Origin of the sequence: Cronobacter condimenti 1330 (assembly GCF_001277255.1) — a bacterium.
GTDB classification, from domain to species: Bacteria; Pseudomonadota; Gammaproteobacteria; order Enterobacterales; family Enterobacteriaceae; genus Cronobacter; species Cronobacter condimenti.
In genome coordinates, this window is the sequence record NZ_CP012264.1 from 797,649 (window position 1) to 819,151 (window position 21,503).

20 protein-coding genes are annotated in these 21,503 nt (G+C 54.9%); 13 read left to right on the top strand and 7 right to left on the bottom strand.

The genetic code is table 11. From position 1 onward, the window contains the following. The first annotated feature begins 1 nt into the window (after position 1). From murD to mutT, 12 genes are all read left to right on the top strand, one after another. The gene (murD, locus tag AFK62_RS03655; protein ID WP_007677052.1) at positions 2 to 1,318 is read left to right on the top strand and encodes a UDP-N-acetylmuramoyl-L-alanine--D-glutamate ligase; all 1,317 of its coding nucleotides are present in this window, start codon (positions 2 to 4) and stop codon (positions 1,316 to 1,318) included. Next, complete coding sequence (gene ftsW / locus AFK62_RS03660) at positions 1,318 to 2,562, top strand: cell division protein FtsW (RefSeq protein ID WP_053531721.1); 1,245 nt, start codon at positions 1,318 to 1,320, stop codon at positions 2,560 to 2,562. Before murD ends, ftsW begins: the two co-directional genes overlap by 1 nt. Continuing rightward, complete coding sequence (murG, locus tag AFK62_RS03665; RefSeq protein WP_007677050.1) at positions 2,559 to 3,626, top strand: undecaprenyldiphospho-muramoylpentapeptide beta-N-acetylglucosaminyltransferase; 1,068 nt, start codon at positions 2,559 to 2,561, stop codon at positions 3,624 to 3,626. The genes ftsW and murG overlap by 4 nt, the downstream gene beginning before the upstream one ends. A 66-nt stretch (positions 3,627 to 3,692) precedes the next feature. After that, positions 3,693 to 5,159, top strand: coding sequence for a UDP-N-acetylmuramate--L-alanine ligase (murC, locus tag AFK62_RS03670; RefSeq protein WP_007677049.1), 1,467 nt, complete (start codon positions 3,693 to 3,695; stop codon positions 5,157 to 5,159). Next, on the top strand, positions 5,152 to 6,072 hold the full coding sequence (locus tag AFK62_RS03675) for a D-alanine--D-alanine ligase (RefSeq protein ID WP_007677048.1): 921 nt from the start codon (positions 5,152 to 5,154) through the stop codon (positions 6,070 to 6,072). Before murC ends, AFK62_RS03675 begins: the two co-directional genes overlap by 8 nt. A gap of 1 nt (position 6,073) precedes the next feature. After that, on the top strand, positions 6,074 to 6,904 hold the full coding sequence (gene ftsQ, locus AFK62_RS03680; RefSeq protein ID WP_007677047.1) for a cell division protein FtsQ: 831 nt from the start codon (positions 6,074 to 6,076) through the stop codon (positions 6,902 to 6,904). Continuing rightward, complete coding sequence (gene ftsA / locus AFK62_RS03685; protein ID WP_007677044.1) at positions 6,901 to 8,157, top strand: cell division protein FtsA; 1,257 nt, start codon at positions 6,901 to 6,903, stop codon at positions 8,155 to 8,157. Before ftsQ ends, ftsA begins: the two co-directional genes overlap by 4 nt. A 63-nt stretch (positions 8,158 to 8,220) precedes the next feature. After that, a complete protein-coding gene (gene ftsZ / locus AFK62_RS03690; RefSeq protein ID WP_007677031.1) occupies positions 8,221 to 9,372 on the top strand; it encodes a cell division protein FtsZ in 1,152 nt (383 codons plus the stop codon). Positions 9,373 to 9,473: 101 nt separating this feature from the next. Continuing rightward, entirely contained in the window at positions 9,474 to 10,391 is a 918-nt protein-coding gene (gene lpxC / locus AFK62_RS03695) for a UDP-3-O-acyl-N-acetylglucosamine deacetylase (protein WP_007677029.1), read from the top strand. A gap of 276 nt (positions 10,392 to 10,667) precedes the next feature. Further along, complete coding sequence (gene secM / locus AFK62_RS03700) at positions 10,668 to 11,171, top strand: secA translation cis-regulator SecM (RefSeq protein WP_071884225.1); 504 nt, start codon at positions 10,668 to 10,670, stop codon at positions 11,169 to 11,171. Between the two features lie 59 nt (positions 11,172 to 11,230). Next, the gene (gene secA, locus AFK62_RS03705; protein ID WP_007677024.1) at positions 11,231 to 13,936 is read left to right on the top strand and encodes a preprotein translocase subunit SecA; all 2,706 of its coding nucleotides are present in this window, start codon (positions 11,231 to 11,233) and stop codon (positions 13,934 to 13,936) included. Positions 13,937 to 13,996: 60 nt separating this feature from the next. After that, positions 13,997 to 14,389 (top strand): 8-oxo-dGTP diphosphatase MutT, encoded by a 393-nt coding sequence (mutT, locus tag AFK62_RS03710; RefSeq protein ID WP_053531722.1) that lies wholly within the window; start codon positions 13,997 to 13,999, stop codon positions 14,387 to 14,389. Here the strand turns inward: mutT and yacG are convergent. From yacG to coaE, 3 genes are read right to left on the bottom strand one after another with little or no spacing between them, the layout of a single operon-like run. Continuing rightward, on the bottom strand, positions 14,386 to 14,586 hold the full coding sequence (gene yacG, locus AFK62_RS03715; protein WP_007677004.1) for a DNA gyrase inhibitor YacG: 201 nt from the start codon (positions 14,584 to 14,586) through the stop codon (positions 14,386 to 14,388). The two genes, mutT and yacG, sit on opposite strands and share 4 nt — an antisense overlap. Positions 14,587 to 14,595: 9 nt before the next feature. Continuing rightward, on the bottom strand, positions 14,596 to 15,339 hold the full coding sequence (zapD, locus tag AFK62_RS03720) for a cell division protein ZapD (protein WP_007676998.1): 744 nt from the start codon (positions 15,337 to 15,339) through the stop codon (positions 14,596 to 14,598). Further along, positions 15,339 to 15,959, bottom strand: coding sequence for a dephospho-CoA kinase (coaE, locus tag AFK62_RS03725; RefSeq protein ID WP_032984689.1), 621 nt, complete (start codon positions 15,957 to 15,959; stop codon positions 15,339 to 15,341). The genes zapD and coaE overlap by 1 nt, the downstream gene beginning before the upstream one ends. Positions 15,960 to 16,223: 264 nt before the next feature. Here coaE and AFK62_RS03730 point away from each other — a divergent pair, with 264 nt between their 5' ends. Further along, positions 16,224 to 17,267 (top strand): GMP reductase, encoded by a 1,044-nt coding sequence (locus tag AFK62_RS03730; protein ID WP_007676980.1) that lies wholly within the window; start codon positions 16,224 to 16,226, stop codon positions 17,265 to 17,267. Positions 17,268 to 17,307: 40 nt separating this feature from the next. Here AFK62_RS03730 and hofC read toward each other — a convergent pair whose 3' ends face one another. The 4 genes from hofC to nadC all read right to left on the bottom strand — a co-directional run bounded on the left by hofC (position 17,308) and on the right by nadC (position 21,471). Then, on the bottom strand, positions 17,308 to 18,507 hold the full coding sequence (gene hofC, locus AFK62_RS03735) for a protein transport protein HofC (RefSeq protein ID WP_007676977.1): 1,200 nt from the start codon (positions 18,505 to 18,507) through the stop codon (positions 17,308 to 17,310). Beyond that, positions 18,500 to 19,882, bottom strand: a complete 1,383-nt coding sequence (gene gspE / locus AFK62_RS03740) for a type II secretion system protein GspE (RefSeq protein WP_007676975.1) — start codon at positions 19,880 to 19,882, stop codon at positions 18,500 to 18,502. Before gspE ends, hofC begins: the two co-directional genes overlap by 8 nt. A 15-nt stretch (positions 19,883 to 19,897) precedes the next feature. After that, positions 19,898 to 20,332: a prepilin peptidase-dependent pilin gene (gene ppdD / locus AFK62_RS03745; RefSeq protein WP_007676972.1), complete on the bottom strand. Its 435-nt coding sequence runs from the start codon at positions 20,330 to 20,332 to the stop codon at positions 19,898 to 19,900. 248 nt (positions 20,333 to 20,580) lie between these two features. After that, positions 20,581 to 21,471 carry a carboxylating nicotinate-nucleotide diphosphorylase gene (gene nadC, locus AFK62_RS03750; protein ID WP_032984670.1) on the bottom strand — a complete coding sequence of 297 codons (891 nt, stop codon included), beginning with the start codon at positions 21,469 to 21,471 and terminating at the stop codon, positions 20,581 to 20,583. Positions 21,472 to 21,503 lie beyond the last annotated feature (32 nt).

The following is a 21,503-nucleotide window of genomic DNA, read 5'->3' on the forward strand; positions in this document are numbered from 1 at the left end:
CATGGCAGATTATCAGGGTAAAAAAGTCGTCATCATTGGGCTTGGGTTAACCGGCCTTTCCTGCGTGGACTTTTTCCTGGGGCGCGGTGTGACGCCGCGCATCATGGATACCCGAATCTCCCCGCCGGGGCTGGATAAGCTGCCGGAAGAGGTGGAGCGCCACCTCGGCTCCCTGAATGACGCCTGGCTGATGAACGCCGATTTGATTGTCGCAAGCCCCGGTATTGCGCTCGCGCACCCGGCGCTGAGTGCAGCGGCGGAGGCGGGTGTTGAGATCGTCGGCGATATTGAGCTGTTTTGTCGCGAAGCGCAGGCGCCCATTATCGCGATTACTGGTTCGAACGGGAAAAGCACCGTCACGACGCTGGTCGGCGAAATGGCGAAAGCGGCAGGCGTGAATGTTGGCGTTGGCGGCAATATTGGTCTGCCTGCGTTGATGTTGCTGGAAGAGGGGCGTGAACTCTATGTGCTTGAGCTATCAAGCTTCCAGCTCGAAACTACGTTTAGCCTTAAAGCTGCTGCGGCAACTATCCTTAACGTGACCGAAGATCATATGGACCGGTATCCGCTCGGTCTGCAGCAGTATCGCGCGGCAAAATTACGGATTTATGAAAACGCGACGGTATGCGTGGTGAACGCTGATGATGCGCTGACCATGCCGGTTCGCGGTGCCGATGCGCGCTGTGTCAGTTTTGGCATTGACGTCGGGGATTACCACCTCAACCGCCAGCAGGGCGAAACCTGGCTGCGCGTCCGCGGTGAAAAAGTCCTTAACGTGAAAGAGATGCAACTGGTCGGGCAGCATAACTATACCAATGCCCTCGCGGCGCTGGCGCTCGCTGATGCCGCTGGCCTGCCGCGTGCCAGCAGTCTTAAGGCGCTGACGACATTCGCAGGACTGGCGCACCGCTTCCAGCTGGCGTTTGAGCATAACGGGGTGCGCTGGATTAACGATTCCAAAGCGACCAACGTCGGCAGCACCGAAGCGGCGCTGAATGGTCTGCATCTTGACGGTACGCTGCACCTGCTACTGGGCGGCAATGGTAAATCCGCTGACTTTTCGCCGCTCGCGCATTACCTCACGGGCGAACGCGTGCGGTTGTACTGCTTTGGCCGTGACGGCGACGCGCTGGCGGCGCTGCGCCCGGACGTCGCCGACCGTACCGACACGATGGAAGAGGCGATGAAACTTATCGCCGGGCGCGTGCAGCCAGGCGATATGGTGTTGCTTTCTCCCGCTTGCGCAAGCCTTGATCAGTTCAAAAACTTCGAACAGCGCGGCGACATCTTTACGCGTCTTGCGAAGGAGCTTGGCTGATGCGTTTATCTCTCCCACGCCTTCGCCTGCCGCGCCTGCCCGGTATGGGTATTTTCGCCTGGCTGTTCGGGGCGCTCCGTGGCTGGGTGATGGGTTCGCGCGAGAAAGACACGACCAGTCTCGTCATGTACGACCGCACACTGCTCTGGCTGACGCTTGGCCTGGCGGCGATAGGTTTCATTATGGTGACCTCGGCGTCAATGCCGGTAGGGCAGCGTCTGGCGAACGATCCGTTCCTGTTCGCCAAGCGTGACGGTATTTATATTCTGCTGGCGTTTGCTCTGGCGCTGATTACGCTGCGCCTGCCAATGGAGTTCTGGCAGCGGCACAGTGCCGCGATGCTGATTGCCTCAATCGTGATGCTGCTCATCGTGCTGGTGGTAGGGAGCTCGGTCAACGGGGCATCGCGCTGGATTGCGCTCGGGCCGCTGCGTATTCAGCCTGCGGAATTCTCCAAGCTGTCGCTCTTTTGTTATCTGTCGAACTACCTGGTGCGTAAGGTTGATGAAGTGCGTAATAACCTCCGCGGCTTCTTAAAACCGATGGGCGTAATTCTGGTCATGGCCGTCCTGCTGCTGGCGCAGCCTGACCTCGGGACGGTGGTCGTGCTGTTCGTGACGACCCTTGCGATGCTGTTTCTCGCAGGCGCCAAGCTCTGGCAATTCATTGCCATCATCGGCATGGGTATCTCTGCCGTTGTGCTGCTGATCCTGGCGGAGCCATACCGTATCCGCCGCGTGACCTCATTCTGGAATCCCTGGGAAGATCCATTCGGCAGCGGCTACCAGCTCACTCAGTCGTTAATGGCGTTTGGCCGTGGCGAATTATGGGGGCAGGGGCTTGGGAATTCGGTGCAGAAGCTTGAGTATTTACCCGAAGCGCACACGGACTTCATCTTCTCCATTATTGGGGAAGAACTGGGATATATCGGTGTGGTACTGGCGCTTTTGATGGTATTCTTCGTGGCTTTTCGTGCCATGTCGATCGGGCGTCGCGCACTGGAAACCGACCAGCGTTTCGCGGGTTTTCTGGCCTGTTCTATCGGCATCTGGTTTAGCTTCCAGTCGCTGGTAAACGTCGGCGCGGCGGCGGGTATGCTGCCGACCAAAGGCCTGACGCTGCCACTTATCAGTTACGGCGGTTCGAGCCTGCTGATTATGTCGACGGCGATTATGTTTCTGTTGCGCATAGATTATGAAACGCGTCTGGAGAAAGCCCAGGCGTTTACACGAGGTTCACGATGAGTGGTCAACCAAAGCGGCTGATGGTGATGGCAGGCGGAACGGGCGGACACGTCTTTCCAGGCCTTGCTGTAGCGCACCATCTAATGGCGCAGGGATGGCAGGTCCGCTGGCTGGGGACTGCCGATCGCATGGAGGCCGACCTGGTGCCGAAAAACGGCATTGAGATCGATTTTATTCGTATCTCTGGCCTGCGCGGCAAAGGTATTAAGGCGCAACTGTTAGCGCCGATGCGTATTTTTAACGCCTGGCGTCAGGCGCGAGCGATTATGAAGCGTTTCCAGCCGGACGTGGTGCTGGGCATGGGCGGTTATGTTTCGGGCCCCGGCGGGCTTGCGGCCTGGTCGCTTGGTATACCGGTCGTGCTGCACGAGCAAAATGGCATTGCGGGGCTGACCAACAAGTGGCTCGCGAAGATCGCGACCCGCGTGATGCAGGCATTTCCCGGCGCGTTCCCGAAAGCGGACGTAGTGGGCAACCCGGTACGTACCGACGTGCTGGCGCTGGCGCTGCCGCAGGAGCGTCTCACGGGACGTGAAGGTCCTGTGCGCGTGCTGGTCGTTGGCGGCTCGCAAGGCGCGCGCGTGCTAAACCAGACGATGCCACAGGTGGCGGCGCGTCTCGGCGATGCCGTGACTATCTGGCATCAGAGCGGTAAAGGCGCACAGGCGGACGTTCAACAGGCCTACGCCAGCGTCGGTCAGTCGCAGCATAAGGTGACCGAGTTTATCGACGATATGGCGGCAGCCTACGCGTGGGCGGATGTGGTCGTATGCCGCTCCGGCGCGCTAACGGTGAGCGAAATCGCCGCGGCCGGTTTGCCGGCGCTCTTTGTGCCATTCCAGCATAAAGACAGACAGCAGTACTGGAACGCGCTGCCGCTTGAAAAAGCGGGGGCGGCGAAGATTCTGGAGCAGCCGCAGTTTACCGTCGAGGCGGTGAGCGAGACGCTGAAGGGATGGGATCGCGCCACGTTGCTCGACATGGCAGAGCGGGCCAGAGCGGCCGCCATTCCCGACGCGACCGAACGGGTCGCAAATGAAGTACGCGCGGTAGCCCGCGCGTGACGATTGCGGATAATTTTGTTCCGCGTGATTGATGATGTTATGGCGTTTGCCAAAGGCTTTTAAAGAATGAATACACAACAACTGGCGAAACTGCGTTCTATCGTGCCCGAGATGCGTCGCGTCCGGCACATTCACTTCGTTGGCATTGGCGGCGCAGGCATGGGCGGCATCGCGGAAGTCCTGGCTAACGAAGGCTACCAGATCAGCGGCTCCGATCTGGCACCGAACGCTGTCACGCAGCAGTTGACGGCGCTGGGCGCCACGATTTATTTCAACCACCGTCCGGAGAACGTGCTGGACGCGAGCGTAGTGGTGGTATCCAGCGCGATTTCTGCGGATAACCCGGAGATCGTCGCCGCGCACGAAGCGCGTATTCCGGTTATTCGCCGCGCCGAGATGCTGGCGGAACTGATGCGTTTTCGCCACGGCATCGCGGTGGCAGGTACGCATGGCAAAACCACGACCACGGCCATGGTTTCAAGTATTTACGCTGAAGCAGGTCTGGATCCGACGTTCGTCAACGGCGGGCTGGTGAAAGCGGCAGGTACGCATGCACGCCTCGGCAACAGCCGTTATCTGATTGCCGAAGCAGACGAAAGCGATGCGTCGTTTTTGCATTTGCAGCCGATGGTCGCGATTGTGACGAACATCGAAGCCGACCATATGGACACGTATCACGGCGACTTTGAAAACCTGAAGCAGACGTTTATTAACTTCCTGCACAACTTGCCATTCTATGGTCGCGCCGTTATGTGTGTGGACGATCCGGTCATTCGCGAGCTGCTGCCGCGTGTCGGCCGTCAAATTACCACTTATGGTTTCAGCGAAGATGCCGATGTACGTGTGGGAAATTATCGCCAGACTGGCGCGCAAGGGCATTTTACCCTCGTGCGGCAGGACAAACCTGAACTGCACGTGACCCTGAACGCACCAGGCCGCCATAACGCGCTGAACGCAGCGGCGGCGGTAGCGGTCGCGACGGAAGAGGGCATTGACGACGAGGCGATTCTGCGCGCGCTGGAGAGCTTCCAGGGGACCGGGCGTCGCTTTGATTTCCTGGGAGAATTCCCGCTTGCTAATGTGAATGGCAAATCGGGTACGGCGATGCTGGTCGACGACTATGGGCATCACCCGACCGAAGTAGATGCGACGGTACGCGCTGCACGTGCGGGCTGGCCTGAGAAAAACCTGGTGATGATTTTTCAGCCACACCGTTATACCCGCACGCGCGATCTCTATGACGATTTCGCCAACGTGCTGTCGCAGGTTGATGTGCTGCTGATGCTGGACGTCTATCCGGCGGGCGAGGCGCCAATTCCGGGGGCAGACAGCCGTTCGCTGTGCCGTACCATTCGCGCGCGTGGAAAAGTCGACCCGATTCTGGTTTCCGATCCTGCGCAGGTCGCCGCCATGCTGGCACCCGTGTTGTCGGGCAATGATTTGATTCTGGTTCAGGGCGCGGGCAATATCGGTAAAATCGCGCGCCAGCTGGCGGAAGCGAAGCTGCAACCGGAGGAAAACGCGCATGGCTGAGAAAATCGCCGTATTGCTGGGCGGCAGCTCGGCGGAGCGTGAGGTGTCGTTGCAGTCAGGTAGCGCCGTGCTCGCAGGTCTGAAGGATGCTGGCGTGGATGCATATGCGATTGATCCACGCGACATCTGCGTCACGACGCTGAAAGAAGAAGGATTCGATAAAGTCTTTATCGCGCTACACGGTCGCGGCGGTGAAGATGGCACACTGCAAGGGACGCTGGAGTATCTCGGGCTGCCCTACACCGGCAGCGGCGTAATGGCGTCGGCCATTACCATGGATAAACTGCGCACCAAACTGCTCTGGCAGGGCGCAGGATTGCCTGTCGCGCCGTGGGTAGCGCTGGAGCGTCGCGATATCGTTAACGGGCTGAGCGAAACGCAGAAAGCACGTATCGCCGCGCTGGGCCTGCCGGTTATCGTAAAGCCGAGCCGTGAAGGCTCAAGCGTCGGTATGTCGAAGGTTGATAGCGCTGATGCGTTAACGCATGCGCTTGAACTGGCGTTCGAACATGACAGCGAAGTACTGGTCGAAAAATGGCTGAGTGGGCCGGAATTTACCGTCGCCATACTGGGCGAGGAGATTCTGCCCTCGATACGGATTCAGCCCGCCGGCGTTTTTTATGATTACGAGGCGAAGTATCTCTCTGACGAGACACAATATTTCTGCCCGGCTGGCCTTGATGCCGACCGTGAACAGGCATTGCAGGCACTGGTGATGAAAGCCTGGCGTGTGTTGGGTTGCCGTGGTTGGGGCCGTGTAGATGTGATGCAGGACAGCGATGGTGAGTTTTATCTGCTGGAGGTAAATACGGCGCCGGGTATGACCAGCCATAGTCTTGTGCCGATGGCGGCGCGTCAGGCGGGCATGAGCTTCCCGCAGCTGGTCGTGCGTATTCTGGAGCTGGCGGACTGATATGTCGCAGGCTGCGCTGAACACGAAAAATCGTCCTGAAGAAAATACGGTTTCGCGCCGTAATAATGGGACCCGTCTTGCAGGCATCGTCTTTCTGCTGGCGGTCGTGTTAACCGTACTCTTTGGCGGCTGGATGGTGCTGGGATGGATGGAAGACGCTCAGCGCCTGCCGCTTTCAAAGCTGGTGGTAACGGGCGAGCGCCATTACACCCGCAACGATGATATTCGTCAGTCTATCCTCGCGCTGGGCGCGCCCGGAACGTTTATGACGCAGGACGTGAATATCATCCAGAATCAGATTGAACGTTTGCCGTGGATCAAGCAGGCGAGCGTAAGAAAGCAATGGCCGGACGAATTGAAGATTCATCTGGTTGAATATGTGCCCATAGCACGTTGGAATGACCAGCACATGATAGATAACGACGGGACGGCCTTCAGCGTACCGTCAGATCGCGCCAATAAGCAGAGCTTACCGCTGCTTTACGGCCCGGAAGGCAGCGAAAACGAAGTGCTGCAAGGCTATCGCTCTATGGGGCAGGTGCTGGCGAAAGATAAATTTACACTGAAGGAAGCGGCAATGACCGCGCGTCGCTCCTGGCAGGTGACGCTGAGCAATGATATTAAGCTCAATCTCGGCCGGGATGACACTATGAAACGCCTGGAACGCTTTGTGGAGCTGTACCCGGTTCTGCAACAGCAAGCGCAAACTGATGGCAAGCGGATAAGCTATGTCGATTTGCGCTATGACTCCGGCGCGGCGGTCGGCTGGGAGCCGGCCCCCACTGAGGAAATTAATCAGCAACAGAATCAGGCACAGGCAGAGCAACAATGATTAAGGCGACGGACAGAAAACTGGTAGTTGGACTGGAGATTGGCACCGCGAAGGTCGCCGCTTTGGTAGGGGAAGTTCTGCCCGACGGTATGATTAATATCATTGGCGTGGGGAGCTGTCCGTCCCGCGGGATGGATAAAGGCGGCGTCAACGATCTGGAGTCCGTGGTGAAGTGCGTACAGCGCGCGATAGACCAGGCGGAACTGATGGCAGATTGCCAGATTTCTTCGGTCTACCTGGCACTTTCCGGCAAGCATATTAGCTGCCAGAACGAGATAGGTATGGTGCCTATCTCCGAAGAGGAAGTGACGCAGGAAGATGTTGAAAATGTTGTCCATACCGCAAAATCAGTACGCGTTCGTGATGAACATCGCGTATTGCATGTGATTCCTCAGGAATACGCTATTGATTACCAGGAAGGGATTAAAAACCCGGTAGGCTTATCGGGCGTTCGCATGCAGGCGAAAGTACATTTAATCACCTGTCACAACGACATGGCGAAAAACATCGTCAAGGCAGTGGAACGTTGTGGCCTGAAAGTTGACCAACTCATTTTCGCGGGCCTGGCGGCCAGTTATTCCGTATTAACGGAAGACGAGCGTGAGCTAGGTGTCTGCGTCGTGGATATTGGCGGTGGTACAATGGATATCGCGGTTTATACCGGCGGTGCATTGCGCCACACTAAAGTGATTCCTTATGCTGGCAACGTAGTGACGAGCGATATTGCGTATGCCTTTGGTACGCCGCCGAGCGATGCCGAGGCGATTAAAGTGCGCCACGGTTGTGCGCTGGGTTCGCTGGTCGGTAAAGACGAGAGCGTTGAAGTGCCGAGCGTGGGTGGTCGTCCGCCGCGCAGCCTGCAGCGCCAGACGCTCGCAGAAGTGATTGAGCCGCGCTATACCGAGCTACTTAATCTGGTAAACGAAGAAATTCTGCAGTTGCAGGAGCAGCTTCGCCAGCAAGGTGTGAAACATCATCTCGCAGCGGGGATTGTATTAACCGGCGGCGCGGCGCAAATTGAAGGTCTGGCAGCGTGCGCGCAGCGGGTGTTCCATACGCAGGTGCGTATTGGACAGCCTTTGAATATTACTGGCCTTACCGATTACGCCCAGGAGCCTTATTACTCTACGGCGGTGGGTTTACTGCATTATGGTAAAGAATCGCATCTTAGCGGTGAGGCAGAAGTGGAAAAACGAACTTCAGTCGGCTCGTGGATCAAACGGATCAACAGCTGGCTGCGAAAAGAGTTTTAATTTTTTTCAGAGACCGGACAAAATTAGCGGTCTCAGGCGAAAGGCACAAAACGGAGAGACATTATGTTTGAACCTATGGAACTGACCAACGACGCGGTGATTAAAGTCATCGGCGTCGGTGGCGGCGGCGGTAACGCCGTAGAACATATGGTGCGCGAGCGCATCGAAGGCGTGGAGTTCTTCGCAGTAAACACCGATGCCCAGGCCCTGCGTAAAACGGCAGTTGGCCAGACTATCCAGATTGGTAGCGGCATCACAAAAGGTTTGGGTGCTGGCGCAAACCCGGAAGTGGGTCGTAACGCGGCAGAAGAAGACCGTGAAGCGTTGCGTGCTGCATTAGATGGCGCAGACATGGTGTTTATCGCAGCCGGTATGGGTGGCGGTACTGGTACCGGTGCGGCACCGGTAGTGGCTGAAGTGGCGAAAGACCTCGGCATTCTGACCGTGGCTGTTGTGACTAAGCCTTTTAATTTTGAAGGCAAGAAGCGTATGGCTTTTGCCGAACAGGGTATTGCCGAACTCTCCCGTCATGTCGATTCCCTGATTACCATCCCTAACGACAAGTTGCTGAAAGTACTGGGTCGTGGGATTTCCCTGCTGGACGCGTTTGGCGCGGCTAATGATGTGCTGAAAGGTGCAGTGCAGGGTATCGCCGAGCTGATTACTCGTCCGGGCCTGATGAACGTCGACTTTGCGGACGTGCGTACCGTGATGTCTGAAATGGGCTACGCCATGATGGGTTCCGGCGTTGCAAGCGGCGAAGACCGTGCGGAAGAAGCGGCCGAAATGGCTATTTCCAGCCCGCTGCTTGAAGATATCGATCTGTCCGGCGCACGTGGCGTTCTGGTCAACATTACCGCTGGCTTCGATCTGCGTCTGGATGAATTCGAAACTGTGGGTAACACCATTCGTGCTTTTGCATCGGATAATGCGACCGTGGTAATCGGTACGTCTCTCGACCCGGATATGAACGACGAACTGCGAGTGACCGTTGTTGCGACCGGTATCGGCATGGATAAACGTCCGGAAATTACGCTGGTGACCAATAAACAAGCGCAGCAGCCAGCAATGGATCGTTACCAGCAGCACGGCATGGCGCCGCTGACGCAAGAGCAGAAACCTGCTTCTAAAGTGGTGAATGACCCGACGCCGCAGACCGCGAAAGAGCCAGATTATCTGGATATTCCGGCGTTTCTGCGCAAGCAGGCTGATTAAGAATAAGCCGGAAGTTGGGCATATTCGCTCTTTGTGCTAAAATGCCCCACCGGTTGTGATGTACACTATCGGTAAGGTGAATAATTTGGCGAGATTATACGATGATCAAACAAAGGACTCTTAAACGTATCGTTCAGGCGACTGGCGTCGGTTTGCATACCGGCAAAAAAGTCACCCTGACGCTGCGCCCTGCGCCGGCAAATACCGGGGTCATCTATCGTCGCACCGACTTGAATCCTCCGGTAGATTTCCCGGCCGATGCCAAATCTGTGCGTGATACCATGCTCTGTACTTGCCTGGTAAATGAGCATGATGTGCGGATTTCTACTGTCGAGCACTTGAATGCCGCGCTGGCAGGTCTCGGGATCGATAACATTGTCGTCGAAGTAGACGCGCCTGAAATTCCAATTATGGATGGCAGCGCTGCGCCGTTTGTCTATCTGCTATTAGACGCAGGTATTGATGAATTGAACGTTGCGAAAAAATTCGTACGTATCAAAGATACGGTGCGTGTTGAAGACGGTGATAAGTGGGCGGAATTCAAACCCTATAACGGTTTTTCGCTGGACTTCACCATCGATTTCAACCATCCGGCGATTGATGCAAGCAATCAGCGCTACTGCATGAATTTTTCTGCAGACGCGTTTATGCGACAGATTAGCCGCGCCCGTACTTTTGGCTTCATGCGCGATATCGAATATCTGCAGTCCCGTGGTTTGTGCCTGGGCGGTAGCTTCGATTGTGCCATCGTTGTTGACGATTATCGCGTACTGAACGAAGACGGTCTGCGTTTTGAAGACGAATTTGTTCGTCACAAAATGCTGGATGCGATTGGTGACCTGTTTATGTGTGGCCATAACATTATCGGCGCGTTTACCGCCTATAAATCAGGCCATGCGCTGAACAACAAACTGCTTCAGGCGGTTCTGGCAAAACAGGAAGCCTGGGAATACGTCACCTATGAAGACGAGGCTGAATTGCCTCTGGCTTTTAAAGCGCCTTCGCTGGTGCTGGCGTAACCGCATAGTCTGACTAAAGACGACTGGTAGACCAGGTACTCTCTCCGGCCTGTGTTCACCAGTCGTTTTTTATTGCTCTTTTAATACCATCTTTCTCTCCGCCTTCTGCCTTGCTTTTCTGTCCTTCCTATAATGACTAACTGCTGGTTTCTTGTGCGGATTGCGTAAGGTATCGCAGCGATACTGCTGTTGCCCGCAGGGAATGATGGTAATATTTATGCCCTTATTCATAACAACATAACGCGGGCTCAGAGCAGCGTTATCCGGTGGGTTAAAGTGCCTGGTATTTTCACGCGTTGGCGACAGTTTGGAAGACGCTATTTCTGGCCGCATCTCCTGTTGGGGATGGTCGCGGCTAGTCTCGGCCTGCCTGCGCTTAATAACAACGCTGAACCCGCCGCGCCTGCAGAAGCCAGTAGCACTCATACCGGTACGCTACGTAGTTTTGATTCCCTCGCATTGCTCGGGGAAACGTCACGCCGCTCCGCAGCTTTTGGTGTGGATTACTGGCAACAACACGCGATTCGCACCGTTATTCGTCATCTCTCTTTCGCTATGGCACCGCAAACGCTGCCGATGGCGATGGAAGAAAGCTTTCCGTTAAAAGCACAACATCTCGCGCTGCTGGATACATTAAGCGCGCTGCTAACGCAGGATAGACAACCTGCCGCCCCGCAAGAATTGCCTGCGCCGCGTCTGCATCCGCATCTCTCCTTTACCATTCCTGTCTGGATTAGCCAGGTGCAAGGTATCCGCGCCGGTCCTCGTCTCCTCGCCTGAATAGTATCGTTTTTTTATTTAATTATTTTTTGCCTGTGCGAGGCTTCAGAGAATTTATTATGTTGATCAAAATGTTAACCAAAGTATTTGGGAGCCGTAACGACCGTACCTTACGTCGTATGCGTAAGGCTGTTACGCTTATCAATAGCATGGAACCGGCGCTGGAAAAGCTTTCGGATGAAGAGCTGAAAGGGAAAACCGTAGAATTTCGCGCCCGTCTTGAAAAAGGCGAGACGCTGGAAAACCTGCTGCCGGAAGCGTTCGCTGTAGTTCGTGAGGCGAGTAAACGCGTGTTTGGCATGCGTCACTTTGACGTTCAGCTCTTAGGCGGTATGGTCCTGAACGATCGCTGCATCGCTGAAATGCGTACCGGTGAAGGTAAAACCCTGACGGCAACGCTGCCGGCCTACCTGAATGCGCTGACCGGTAAAGGTGTCCATGTGGTCACCGTCAACGACTACCTGGCGCAGCGTGATGCCGAAAATAACCGTCCGCTGTTTGAATTCTTAGGCATGAGTGTTGCGGTGAACATGTCCGGCATGCTGGCAGTAGCCAAGCGTGAAGCGTATGCTGCGGATATCACCTACGGCACCAACAACGAATATGGTTTCGACTACCTGCGCGACAACATGGCGTTTAGCCCGGAAGAGCGCGTACAGCGTAAGCTTCATTATGCGCTGGTGGATGAGGTCGACTCCATTCTCATTGACGAAGCCCGTACGCCGCTTATCATCTCAGGCCCTGCTGAAGACAGCTCCGAGATGTATAAAAAAGTTAACAAAATCATCCCGCATCTGGTGCGTCAGGAGAAAGAAGACTCTGACACGTTCCAGGGGGAAGGTCATTTCTCAGTAGACGAAAAAGCGCGCCAGGTGAACCTGACTGAGCGCGGCCTGGTGCTGATTGAGGAACTGTTGGTTAAAGAAGGCATTATGGACGAAGGTGAGTCGCTGTATTCGCCGGGCAACATCATGCTGATGCATCACGTCACCGCCGCACTGCGTGCACATGCCCTGTTCACCCGCGACGTTGACTACATCGTTAAAGATGGCGAAGTCATTATTGTCGATGAGCATACCGGTCGTACAATGCAGGGCCGCCGCTGGTCTGATGGTCTTCACCAGGCGGTGGAAGCCAAAGAGGGCGTAGAGATCCAGAACGAGAACCAGACGCTGGCATCCATCACCTTCCAAAACTATTTCCGCCTTTATGAAAAGCTGGCCGGCATGACCGGTACTGCCGACACCGAAGCGTTTGAATTTAGCTCTATTTATAAACTTGATACCGTTGTAGTACCTACCAACCGTCCGATGGTGCGTAAGGATCTCCCGGATCTGGTCTATATGACCGAAGCTGAGAAGATCGACGCGATCATTGAAGATATCAAAGAACGTACAGCGAAAGGCCAGCCGGTGCTGGTTGGGACTATCTCCATCGAAAAATCGGAAGTCATTTCCGAAGCGCTGACCAAAGCGGGCATTCAGCACAACGTACTGAACGCCAAATTCCACGCGCGTGAAGCGGATATTGTCGCGCAGGCCGGTTATCCGGGTGCAGTAACCATCGCGACCAACATGGCGGGTCGTGGTACCGATATTATGCTGGGTGGTAGCTGGCAGGCAGAAGTCGCTGAGCTGGACGCGCCGAGTGATGAACAAATCGCGCAGATTAAGGCTGACTGGCAGAAGCGCCATGATGCAGTACTACAATCTGGCGGTCTGCATATTATCGGTACCGAGCGTCATGAGTCGCGTCGTATCGATAACCAGTTGCGTGGTCGTTCCGGTCGTCAGGGCGATCCGGGTTCTTCCCGTTTCTACCTTTCTATGGAAGATGCGCTTATGCGTATTTTCGCCTCAGATCGCGTCGCCAACATGATGCGTAAGCTGGGCATGAAACCGGGCGAAGCGATTGAGCACCCTTGGGTAACTAAAGCGATTGCTAACGCGCAACGTAAAGTGGAAAGCCGCAACTTCGATATCCGTAAACAGCTGCTTGAATATGACGATGTCGCCAACGATCAGCGTCGCGCCATCTATACCCAGCGCAACGAACTGCTGGATGTGGCTGACATCAGCGAAACCATTAACAGCATTCGCGAAGACGTTTTCAAAGCGACCATTGACGCGCATATTCCGCCGCAGTCTCTGGAAGAAATGTGGGATATTCCGGGTCTGGAAGAACGTCTGAAGAACGATTTTGACCTTGAACTGCCGATTGCAGAATGGCTGGATAAAGAGCCGGAACTACATGAAGAAACGCTGCGCGAGCGTATCCTTGAGAGTGCGAAGGAAGTATACCTGCGCAAAGAAGAGGTTGTGGGCGCTGAGATGATGCGTCACTTCGAAAAAGGCGTGATGCTGCAAACGCTCGATTCGCTCTGGAAAGAGCATCTGGCGGCGATGGATTATCTGCGTCAGGGTATCCACCTGCGTGGTTACGCGCAAAAAGATCCGAAGCAGGAATATAAGCGCGAGTCGTTTGCTATGTTCGCGGCCATGCTGGAATCCCTGAAATATGAAGTGATCAGTACCATCAGCAAAGTCCAGGTGCGTATGCCGGAAGAGGTTGAAGCAATGGAGCAGCAGCGTCGTGAAGAGGCGGAACGCCTGGCGCAGATGCAACAGCTCAGTCATCAGGATGACGAAACGGCAGCCGCAGCCGCGCTTGCTGAGCAGACCGGCGAACGCAAAGTGGGGCGCAACGATCCATGCCCATGCGGCTCCGGTAAAAAGTATAAGCAGTGCCACGGTCGCTTAAGCTAACTGGTTTTTAAGACCCACAAAAGGCGCAGATATCTGCGCCTTTTTTACAGGAAGAAGACAATGAAAAAATTGCAAATCGCAGTCGGCATTGTGCGTAATGCGCAGGGCGAAATTTTCATTACGCAGCGCGCCGCCGATGCGCATATGGCGAATAAATGGGAGTTTCCTGGCGGTAAAATCGAAGCAGGCGAAACGCCGGAGGCCGCGTTATGTCGTGAGTTGCAGGAAGAGACAGGGGTTACCGTTACTTCTGCCACATTGTTTGAAACCCTGGAATATGCGTTTCCGGATCGTCATATCAGTCTGTGGTTTTTCCTGGTAGAAGACTGGCAAGGGGAACCGTGGGGGAAAGAAGGGCAACCGGGGCGCTGGGTTCATCAGCAGGCTCTGGAGGCGGACGCCTTTCCGCCTGCCAATGAGCCTGTGATTGCGAAACTTCGTGCGCAGTCTTAAAGCTGATTATCGTCCTCGCTCCAGCCATCTGTGTCGGAGCGATCGCCGCTGCTGGGAATACGTTTTTCCTCAGCGGCCCATTCACCCAGATCGATAAGCTGACAGCGTTTCGAACAGAACGGACGATACGGGCTCTGTTCGCCCCAGATAATTTCTCTGCCACATGTCGGGCAGTTAACGGTAGTTGCGTCTGACATTCATATTCCTTAACAGCAGGCCAGTTCAAAATCGAACCGTTCCGGTACGCGGCCATGCTCGCTGTCGAGCGGCATGAAGCGGATCGCGAAGCGGCTTTTATGGCCGGAAATCTGTGGGTAAAGCGCTTCTTCCTGCGGAAGTTGCAGGCGCAGAAGATCGGCATCGTCGCCGTTATCCTGATAAAATCCGTTCAGGCTGGTTTGCTTACGAAACGGCGCTGACTGGCGGATTAAATCCAGAATCATATCCAGCGTATGCGTGAGGGGTTGCAGCGTGGCGAGCCAGCTGTTGACCTGGACGTCACGTTCTTCCTGCGGTGAGCCGAGCCAGACGTGCAACAGCGGTAAATCGAAGCTGCAACAACCACCTGGAATACTCAGGCGCTGGCGCACAACGGCTATCAGGCGATCCTCACGAAGAGTTTGGCCCAGACGAGGTGCTGCCATCAATACGGCGCTGCGTGCTTTCAGTTGCTGGCGTAACGTCTCAATACGCTCAATATCTACGCCTGGCACTTCAGCCCAGTTTTGCAATTTACGCTGCTGACGTTCCAGTTCTTTCAGCAATTCAGTGCGGGTATCGCCGCGTTCAAAAAGATCCAGCAGATCGCCCACGTTACGAAAGAAGTGCAGCGCTGTCGCATGATCGCTGACTGGCAGCAGTGCTTTCATTTGCTGGATGAGAAATTCGATACGCAGCCAGGTGCGCATTTTTTCATTCAGGGGATGTTCAAAAAGAACGTGAGTCTGCATTACGTGTTTTCCTGTGGTACAGCTTGCGCTGCCAGTTGCAAATAGCGTTGATGCAGACGCGCCACATCGTCAGCTAAGGTTTCCGGCGAGCCGTTATTATCTATGACGTCATCAGCGATAGCTAATCGCGCTTCTCGGGTGACCTGCGCGCTGAGAATTTGCTCGGCATGCTGACGTGACACCCGATCGCGCGCCATGGTGCGCTGGATCTGGGTTTCTGGCGCGACATCCACGACCAGCACGCGGTTAGCTTTAGTCTGTAACTGATTTTCAAGCAGCAACGGGACGACCCACAGCGCATATGCTGAACCGGCACGCGCTAACTCAGCCTCTGTACGCTGATGAATGAGTGGATGCAAAAGCCCGTTCAACCAGGCTTTTTCCTGCGGGCTTGCAAAGATGATTTCACGTAGCGCGCGGCGATTTAATGTACCGTCGTGATGACAAATCGTCTGACCAAAGCGGGTAATAATAGCGTCTAAGCCGGGAGTGCCAGGTTCGACGACCTGACGCGCGATGATATCCGCATCCACCACAGTAACTCCGAGACGGGCAAAGGCGTCGGCAACGGTACTTTTGCCGCTTCCTATACCGCCGGTCAGTGCTACCGTATAAACCATAAAGCTATCATCCCGAATCGTTAAAATAAGCGTAATCCACATGAAAAAGCATTAACTTCATGCAGTTGTCATGCGCGAGATGATGGCGTTTGCGGCCTCGTTTATCGTCCTCGCGCACAAGGTAAATTTATAGGATTGTAGCGTAAAAAAGAGCGATTTCGCAGTCTTGCGGCGCCATTATTAGTGCGTATGATAACGTCACTGGAGTTGGCAGTTGCACCGCCGCACGCGTTACGCTCATCGCCATTAACCCAGGAATCGCACATGCGTATTGAAGAAGATCTGAAGTTAGGTTTCAAAGACGTTCTTATCCGCCCGAAACGTTCTACCCTCAAAAGTCGCTCTGATGTTGAACTTGAGCGTCAGTTCACCTTTAAGCACTCCCGCGTTCAATGGTCTGGTGTTCCGATCATTGCGGCCAATATGGACACCGTTGGCACGTTCGGTATGGCGAAGGCGCTGGCGGCTTTCGATATCCTGACGGCTGTTCATAAGCACTACAGCGTGCAGGACTGGAATGCGTTTACACAGTCAGTGTCGCCCGACGTGCTGAAGCACATCATGGTATCGACCGGCACCTCTGACGCTGATTTTGAAAAAACGAAAGAAATTCTTGCCCTGTCATCATCGCTTCAGTTTATCTGCATCGACGTTGCCAACGGCTACTCAGAGCATTTCGTGAAATTTGTTGCCAAAGCTCGCGCCGCCTGGCCTGATAAAACCATTATTGCGGGTAACGTCGTGACCGGTGAAATGTGCGAAGAGCTGATCCTTGCAGGTGCTGATATCGTGAAAGTCGGCATTGGCCCGGGTTCAGTCTGTACAACACGAGTTAAGACCGGCGTTGGCTATCCGCAGTTGTCCGCTGTGATTGAATGTGCTGATGCGGCGCATGGCCTTGGCGGACAAATAATCAGCGATGGCGGTTGCACGGTTCCGGGTGACGTAGCGAAAGCCTTTGGTGGCGGGGCAGATTTCGTCATGCTGGGCGGTATGCTGGCAGGCCATGACGAAAGCGGCGGCACAGTGGTTGAGCAGAACGGTGAAAAATTTATGCTCTTCTACGGGATGAGTTCTGAATCAGCCATGAACCGCCATGTTGGCGGCGTCGCGCAGTACCGTGCCGCAGAAGGGAAAACTGTCAAGCTTAAGCTTCGCGGCCCGGTTGAAGACACTGCTCGCGACATTCTGGGCGGCCTGCGTTCCGCCTGTACATATGTCGGCGCCTCCCGTCTGAAGGAGCTCACCAAGCGCACCACGTTTATTCGTGTGCAGGAACAAGAAAACCGGGTTTTCAACAGTCTCTGATTCGGTTTTACATCAGGCTGGCGCAGCCATGGCGCCAGCTTTAATTCATCCCGCTCATCGCATCTCCCAGCCTGAAAATTGGCAGATACATTGCCACCACCAGCGTGCCGACAATCAAACCGATCGCTATCATCATGAGTGGCTCCAGCGTGGCGGCTAGCGTCTGGGCGCGCTCGGAGGTTTGTTCCAGATGCCATCCAGCTAATTTTTCGAGCATCATATCCAGCGCACCGGTTTCTTCCCCAGTCCGAATCAGTTGAATGCAAAGCGCAGTGAATACCCATTCCCGCTCCAGCGCTTTCCATAACGGCAAGCCTCCAGAGATGCAGGTTTTCACGCGGCTGACCGCCTGACGCCATAAAGGCGAGGCCAGCGTCTCCTCAACGCTACTCAGACTTTGTAGTAAAGGAATACCGGCGCGCTGCATTAATGAAAGCACAGTATAAATCTGGCTTAGCTGCTGACCACGAATAAGTGGCCCGAATAATGGAAGTTTCAGTAACCATGCAGCCTCCTGAAGCTGCCATTGTGGCCTGCGACGTAAGCGGATGATAACCATCACTACCAACAGCATCACGCAGAGCCACCAGACGGCGTATTTCATCAGTCCTTCTGAAAACGCGATGACAGCACGTGTTATCAGTGGCAACGGTGTATTAAAGGAACGATAGATAGCGGTGAACTGCGGCAGAACAAAGCAGGTCATTCCGAGCGTCAGCAGCAGGGCAACGGCAAAAATAAAAGCCGGATAACGCAGCGCCTTAATCACCTGCTTACGCAGCCTTTGTTGATCTTCCTGCTGCTGCGCCAGTTGCTGGCAGCATACGTCCAGCTTTCCGGTCAGCTCACCGGTTTGCATGAGTGAGATATATAGCGGTGGGAAGATATCCGTCCACTGGCGCAACGTCTCCGAAAACGCGACACCACGCCCCAGTTGCTTTGCCAGTTGACCAAGTAGAGCCTGCCACTGTGCAACCGGATGCTGGCTTGCCAGCATCGTGAGACCCTGCGTCAGGCTGACACCTGCCTGAAGTAGTGCAGCCAACTGACGGATCACCAGAATTTTATGCTCACTATTCCAGTGGCGTTTATTAACGCTGGCGCGTTTAAGCGATAGCGGATGAATGTCACTATCGAGTAATTGCAGGGATGCGTTTACCTTATCTTGGGCCCAGAGCATCCCTGTACAGCCTGCGCCTTCTTTATTCACGCCACGCCAGCGCCATAGCTGATTATCCATGCGGCGCCCCTGATACGCGATAAAGCTCTTCAAGCGTGGTAAGACCTGCTTCTACTGCCTGCAAACCATGCTCAAAGAGTGTTGTCATACCCTGCGCGCGCGCTTGCAAAGCGATTTCATCAAGCGGTGCGCCGCTTGCGACAGACTGACGTAGCGCTGCATTGATACTAAGCAGTTCAAAAAGCGCAATGCGTCCGTAGTAACCGCCATAACAGCGCTCGCATCCGCAGGCTTTGTAAGGATAGATCGGGCGAGTCCAGAGTGACGCTGGCAGCGTGACTGGCTCCTGTGAAAACACCCGACAGTAAGGGCACAGTTTTCTTACCAGGCGCTGCGCGATAACGAGCTCCAGTGCCGAGGCGAGCATCCAGCGCGGCAATCCCATCTGTTCAAGCCTTACCAGAGTTTCTGTCGTTGAATTCGTATGTAATGTGGAGAGAACAAGATGCCCGGTTTGCGCCGCCTTCACGGCAATTTCTGCGGTTTCGAGGTCGCGAATTTCACCAATCATGATGACATCAGGATCCTGGCGTAACAGCGCGCGCAATACCGCCTGAAAGGTGAGCCCCGCTTTAGGTAGCACTGGCGTCTGGTTAAGCCCCGTGACGGGGATCTCTACCGGATCTTCAACGCTACAGATGTTGACTTGCGGATCGTTAAGGGTGCTGAGCGCGGTGTAAAGTGTGACGGTTTTGCCGCTTCCGGTGGGGCCTGTCACCAAAATTAACCCCTGCGGGCGCTGCAACGCCTGGCAAAAAAGCGTTTGCTGCGCCTGCGAAAGGCCCAACGCCTGAACTTCAAGTGGCTGATCCGTCTGTTGCAGCAAGCGCAGTACCACTTTTTCTCCACAGCGGCAGAGCAGGGTGGAGATACGAAAAGAGACGGCCCGTCCTGCGAGTTCAATACTAAACTGCCCGTCCTGCGGTAATCTGCGTTCCGCGATATCAAGGTTCCCCAGAACCTTCAGGCGCGCAGTCATCGCACTTGCGAGGCCCGCAGACAGCGGCGGGAGCGCGTGTAAAACGCCATCAATACGAAACCGAATCTGGTAATGCGCTTCCGCTGGTTCAAAGTGTATATCGGACGCACGGCGTTGCAGCGCCTGTTGCAGGGTTTGATCAATCAACTGGACGACGGATGCACCCTCATCCTGCACCGCCGGTTGTGAGGGCGCTGAGGCAAGTTGCCGCTCTTTTTCCAGACGCTCGGCACTCCAGCATTCAATATCAATGTGCCGATGGGTCGAAAAACGTAGCGCGTCCATTAGTTCAGTGCTGGGTTCGCCAGCCACGGCGATATGCACCGTGGCGTCGTCAATATTCAATACCAGCGCGTTATAGCGCTGGCATAACGTGTGTAAATATTCAAGTGGCATCACCAACCTCCTCACTTAAGGAAGCGTGCTACGAAAGACATCTTCGCAGGCCTGCTGAAGTGCGGTGTCGCTGGTAGCACAAGTTCGCTTCCAGCCTTCCATACCGTTAGCTGTGTTCCATTGTGGCGTCAGCGTGACCGACAACCCATTAAGACTATCCTGGCCGGTGACGCTGATAACACCTTGCGCAACGGTCATCTCACTGACATAGCGTGTCGTCTTGGGCGCAGGGATCCCATTGGAGCTCGCATCGCAACTGCTAAGCCCACCGCGATCGATAACGCACAATTCAATCGCCGTACGATAGGGTGTGACGGTTTGCAACATATCCGTAAGCGCCGCTTTTCGCAGATAGTTCTGGTATGCCGGCACGCCGATAGCGCTAAGAATGGCGATGATGCCAATCACGACCATCAATTCGATCAACGTAAAGCCGCTCTGTCTGTTCATAGTTCCTCCTTGTTTGGGTGACGGTACTCTGTCAGCGCGTAAAAGAAGTCACCAGGTGAACAAATGAATTCAGGAATCTGTCTTCAGAAGAAGTTTACGTAGTTGCAGGACACAACAAGGCGGTTGCGTGATGTCTCGCATATCCTTTAAAAAACAAAAGCATATTGCATAAATGACGAGACAAGAAAGGAGATAAAAATGATGATTACTCGGCAAGAGAAGGGCAGGCGAACCTGCCCGACGAGGATTTAGCGAAAACGCATGGAGAGGTCTAGCGCGCGAATATGTTTAGTCAATGCCCCGACAGAGATGAAGTCGACGCCGGTTTTGGCGAATGCTGGCAGCGTTTCAAGCGTCACGTTGCCGGAAACTTCCAGCCGCGCCTTGCCCGCTGTGCGTTTGACGGCCTCTCGCATCTCTTCGACACTAAAGTTATCGAGCATGATGATATCGGCTCCCGATTTCAGCGCCTCGTCCAGTTCATCAAGCGACTCCACTTCGACCTCAACCGGCACATCAGGATGCAGCCAGAAGGCCTTTTCTACAGCCTGACGCACCGAGCCGGAAGCGATGATATGGTTTTCTTTAATAAGAAACGCATCGAAAAGCCCCAGGCGATGGTTCGCGCCACCACCGCAGAGCACCGCATATTTCAGTGCGCTGCGCAGGCCTGGTACGGTTTTACGGGTATCAAGCAGTTGCGTATGCGTGCCTTCAAGCAATGCCACATAGCGGCGTACTTCACTTGCTACGCCAGACAGCGTCTGAACGAAGTTCAGCGCCGTGCGCTCACCGGTCAGCAACACGCGGGAGGGGCCCTCAAGCTCAAAAAGCGGCTGGTCAGGCTGTACGGTGTCGCCGTCATCCACATGCCAGGTCACGCTGACATCGCCGCCAAGCTGGATAAACACTTCGTCGACCCAGCGTTTTCCGCAGAACACCCCGGCTTCACGGGTGATGACGACCGCATGCGAGCGACTGTCTGACGGTAACAACTGCGCAGTAATATCGCGGCTGGCATCGGTTTCTCCGCCGAGATCTTCACGCAGGGCCTGAGCCACGGTGACAGGGATATCCAGGGCGATACGTTCCAGTAACATGTCACGTCGATGGTCCGGATTGTAACGGCGAGGCGGCATGATATAACTCCAGATTGGTGGCTAATCAAAAG

Excerpts from the sequence above, each read along its gene's own strand:
- AFK62_RS03730 (WP_007676980.1), top strand. The coding sequence starts at position 16,224 with ATGCGTATTGAAGAAGATCTGAAGTTAGGTTTCAAAGACGTTCTTATC.
- coaE (WP_032984689.1), bottom strand. The coding sequence starts at position 15,959 with ATGGTTTATACGGTAGCACTGACCGGCGGTATAGGAAGCGGCAAAAGT.
- lpxC (WP_007677029.1), top strand. The coding sequence starts at position 9,474 with ATGATCAAACAAAGGACTCTTAAACGTATCGTTCAGGCGACTGGCGTC.
- ftsW (WP_053531721.1), top strand. The coding sequence starts at position 1,318 with ATGCGTTTATCTCTCCCACGCCTTCGCCTGCCGCGCCTGCCCGGTATG.
- ftsA (WP_007677044.1), top strand. The coding sequence starts at position 6,901 with ATGATTAAGGCGACGGACAGAAAACTGGTAGTTGGACTGGAGATTGGC.
- yacG (WP_007677004.1), bottom strand. The coding sequence starts at position 14,586 with ATGTCAGACGCAACTACCGTTAACTGCCCGACATGTGGCAGAGAAATT.
- ppdD (WP_007676972.1), bottom strand. The coding sequence starts at position 20,332 with ATGAACAGACAGAGCGGCTTTACGTTGATCGAATTGATGGTCGTGATT.
- hofC (WP_007676977.1), bottom strand. The coding sequence starts at position 18,507 with ATGGATAATCAGCTATGGCGCTGGCGTGGCGTGAATAAAGAAGGCGCA.
- secA (WP_007677024.1), top strand. The coding sequence starts at position 11,231 with ATGTTGATCAAAATGTTAACCAAAGTATTTGGGAGCCGTAACGACCGT.
- AFK62_RS03675 (WP_007677048.1), top strand. The coding sequence starts at position 5,152 with ATGGCTGAGAAAATCGCCGTATTGCTGGGCGGCAGCTCGGCGGAGCGT.
- nadC (WP_032984670.1), bottom strand. The coding sequence starts at position 21,471 with ATGCCGCCTCGCCGTTACAATCCGGACCATCGACGTGACATGTTACTG.
- murG (WP_007677050.1), top strand. The coding sequence starts at position 2,559 with ATGAGTGGTCAACCAAAGCGGCTGATGGTGATGGCAGGCGGAACGGGC.
- ftsZ (WP_007677031.1), top strand. The coding sequence starts at position 8,221 with ATGTTTGAACCTATGGAACTGACCAACGACGCGGTGATTAAAGTCATC.
- mutT (WP_053531722.1), top strand. The coding sequence starts at position 13,997 with ATGAAAAAATTGCAAATCGCAGTCGGCATTGTGCGTAATGCGCAGGGC.
- ftsQ (WP_007677047.1), top strand. The coding sequence starts at position 6,074 with ATGTCGCAGGCTGCGCTGAACACGAAAAATCGTCCTGAAGAAAATACG.
- gspE (WP_007676975.1), bottom strand. The coding sequence starts at position 19,882 with ATGCCACTTGAATATTTACACACGTTATGCCAGCGCTATAACGCGCTG.
- zapD (WP_007676998.1), bottom strand. The coding sequence starts at position 15,339 with ATGCAGACTCACGTTCTTTTTGAACATCCCCTGAATGAAAAAATGCGC.
- murC (WP_007677049.1), top strand. The coding sequence starts at position 3,693 with ATGAATACACAACAACTGGCGAAACTGCGTTCTATCGTGCCCGAGATG.
- murD (WP_007677052.1), top strand. The coding sequence starts at position 2 with ATGGCAGATTATCAGGGTAAAAAAGTCGTCATCATTGGGCTTGGGTTA.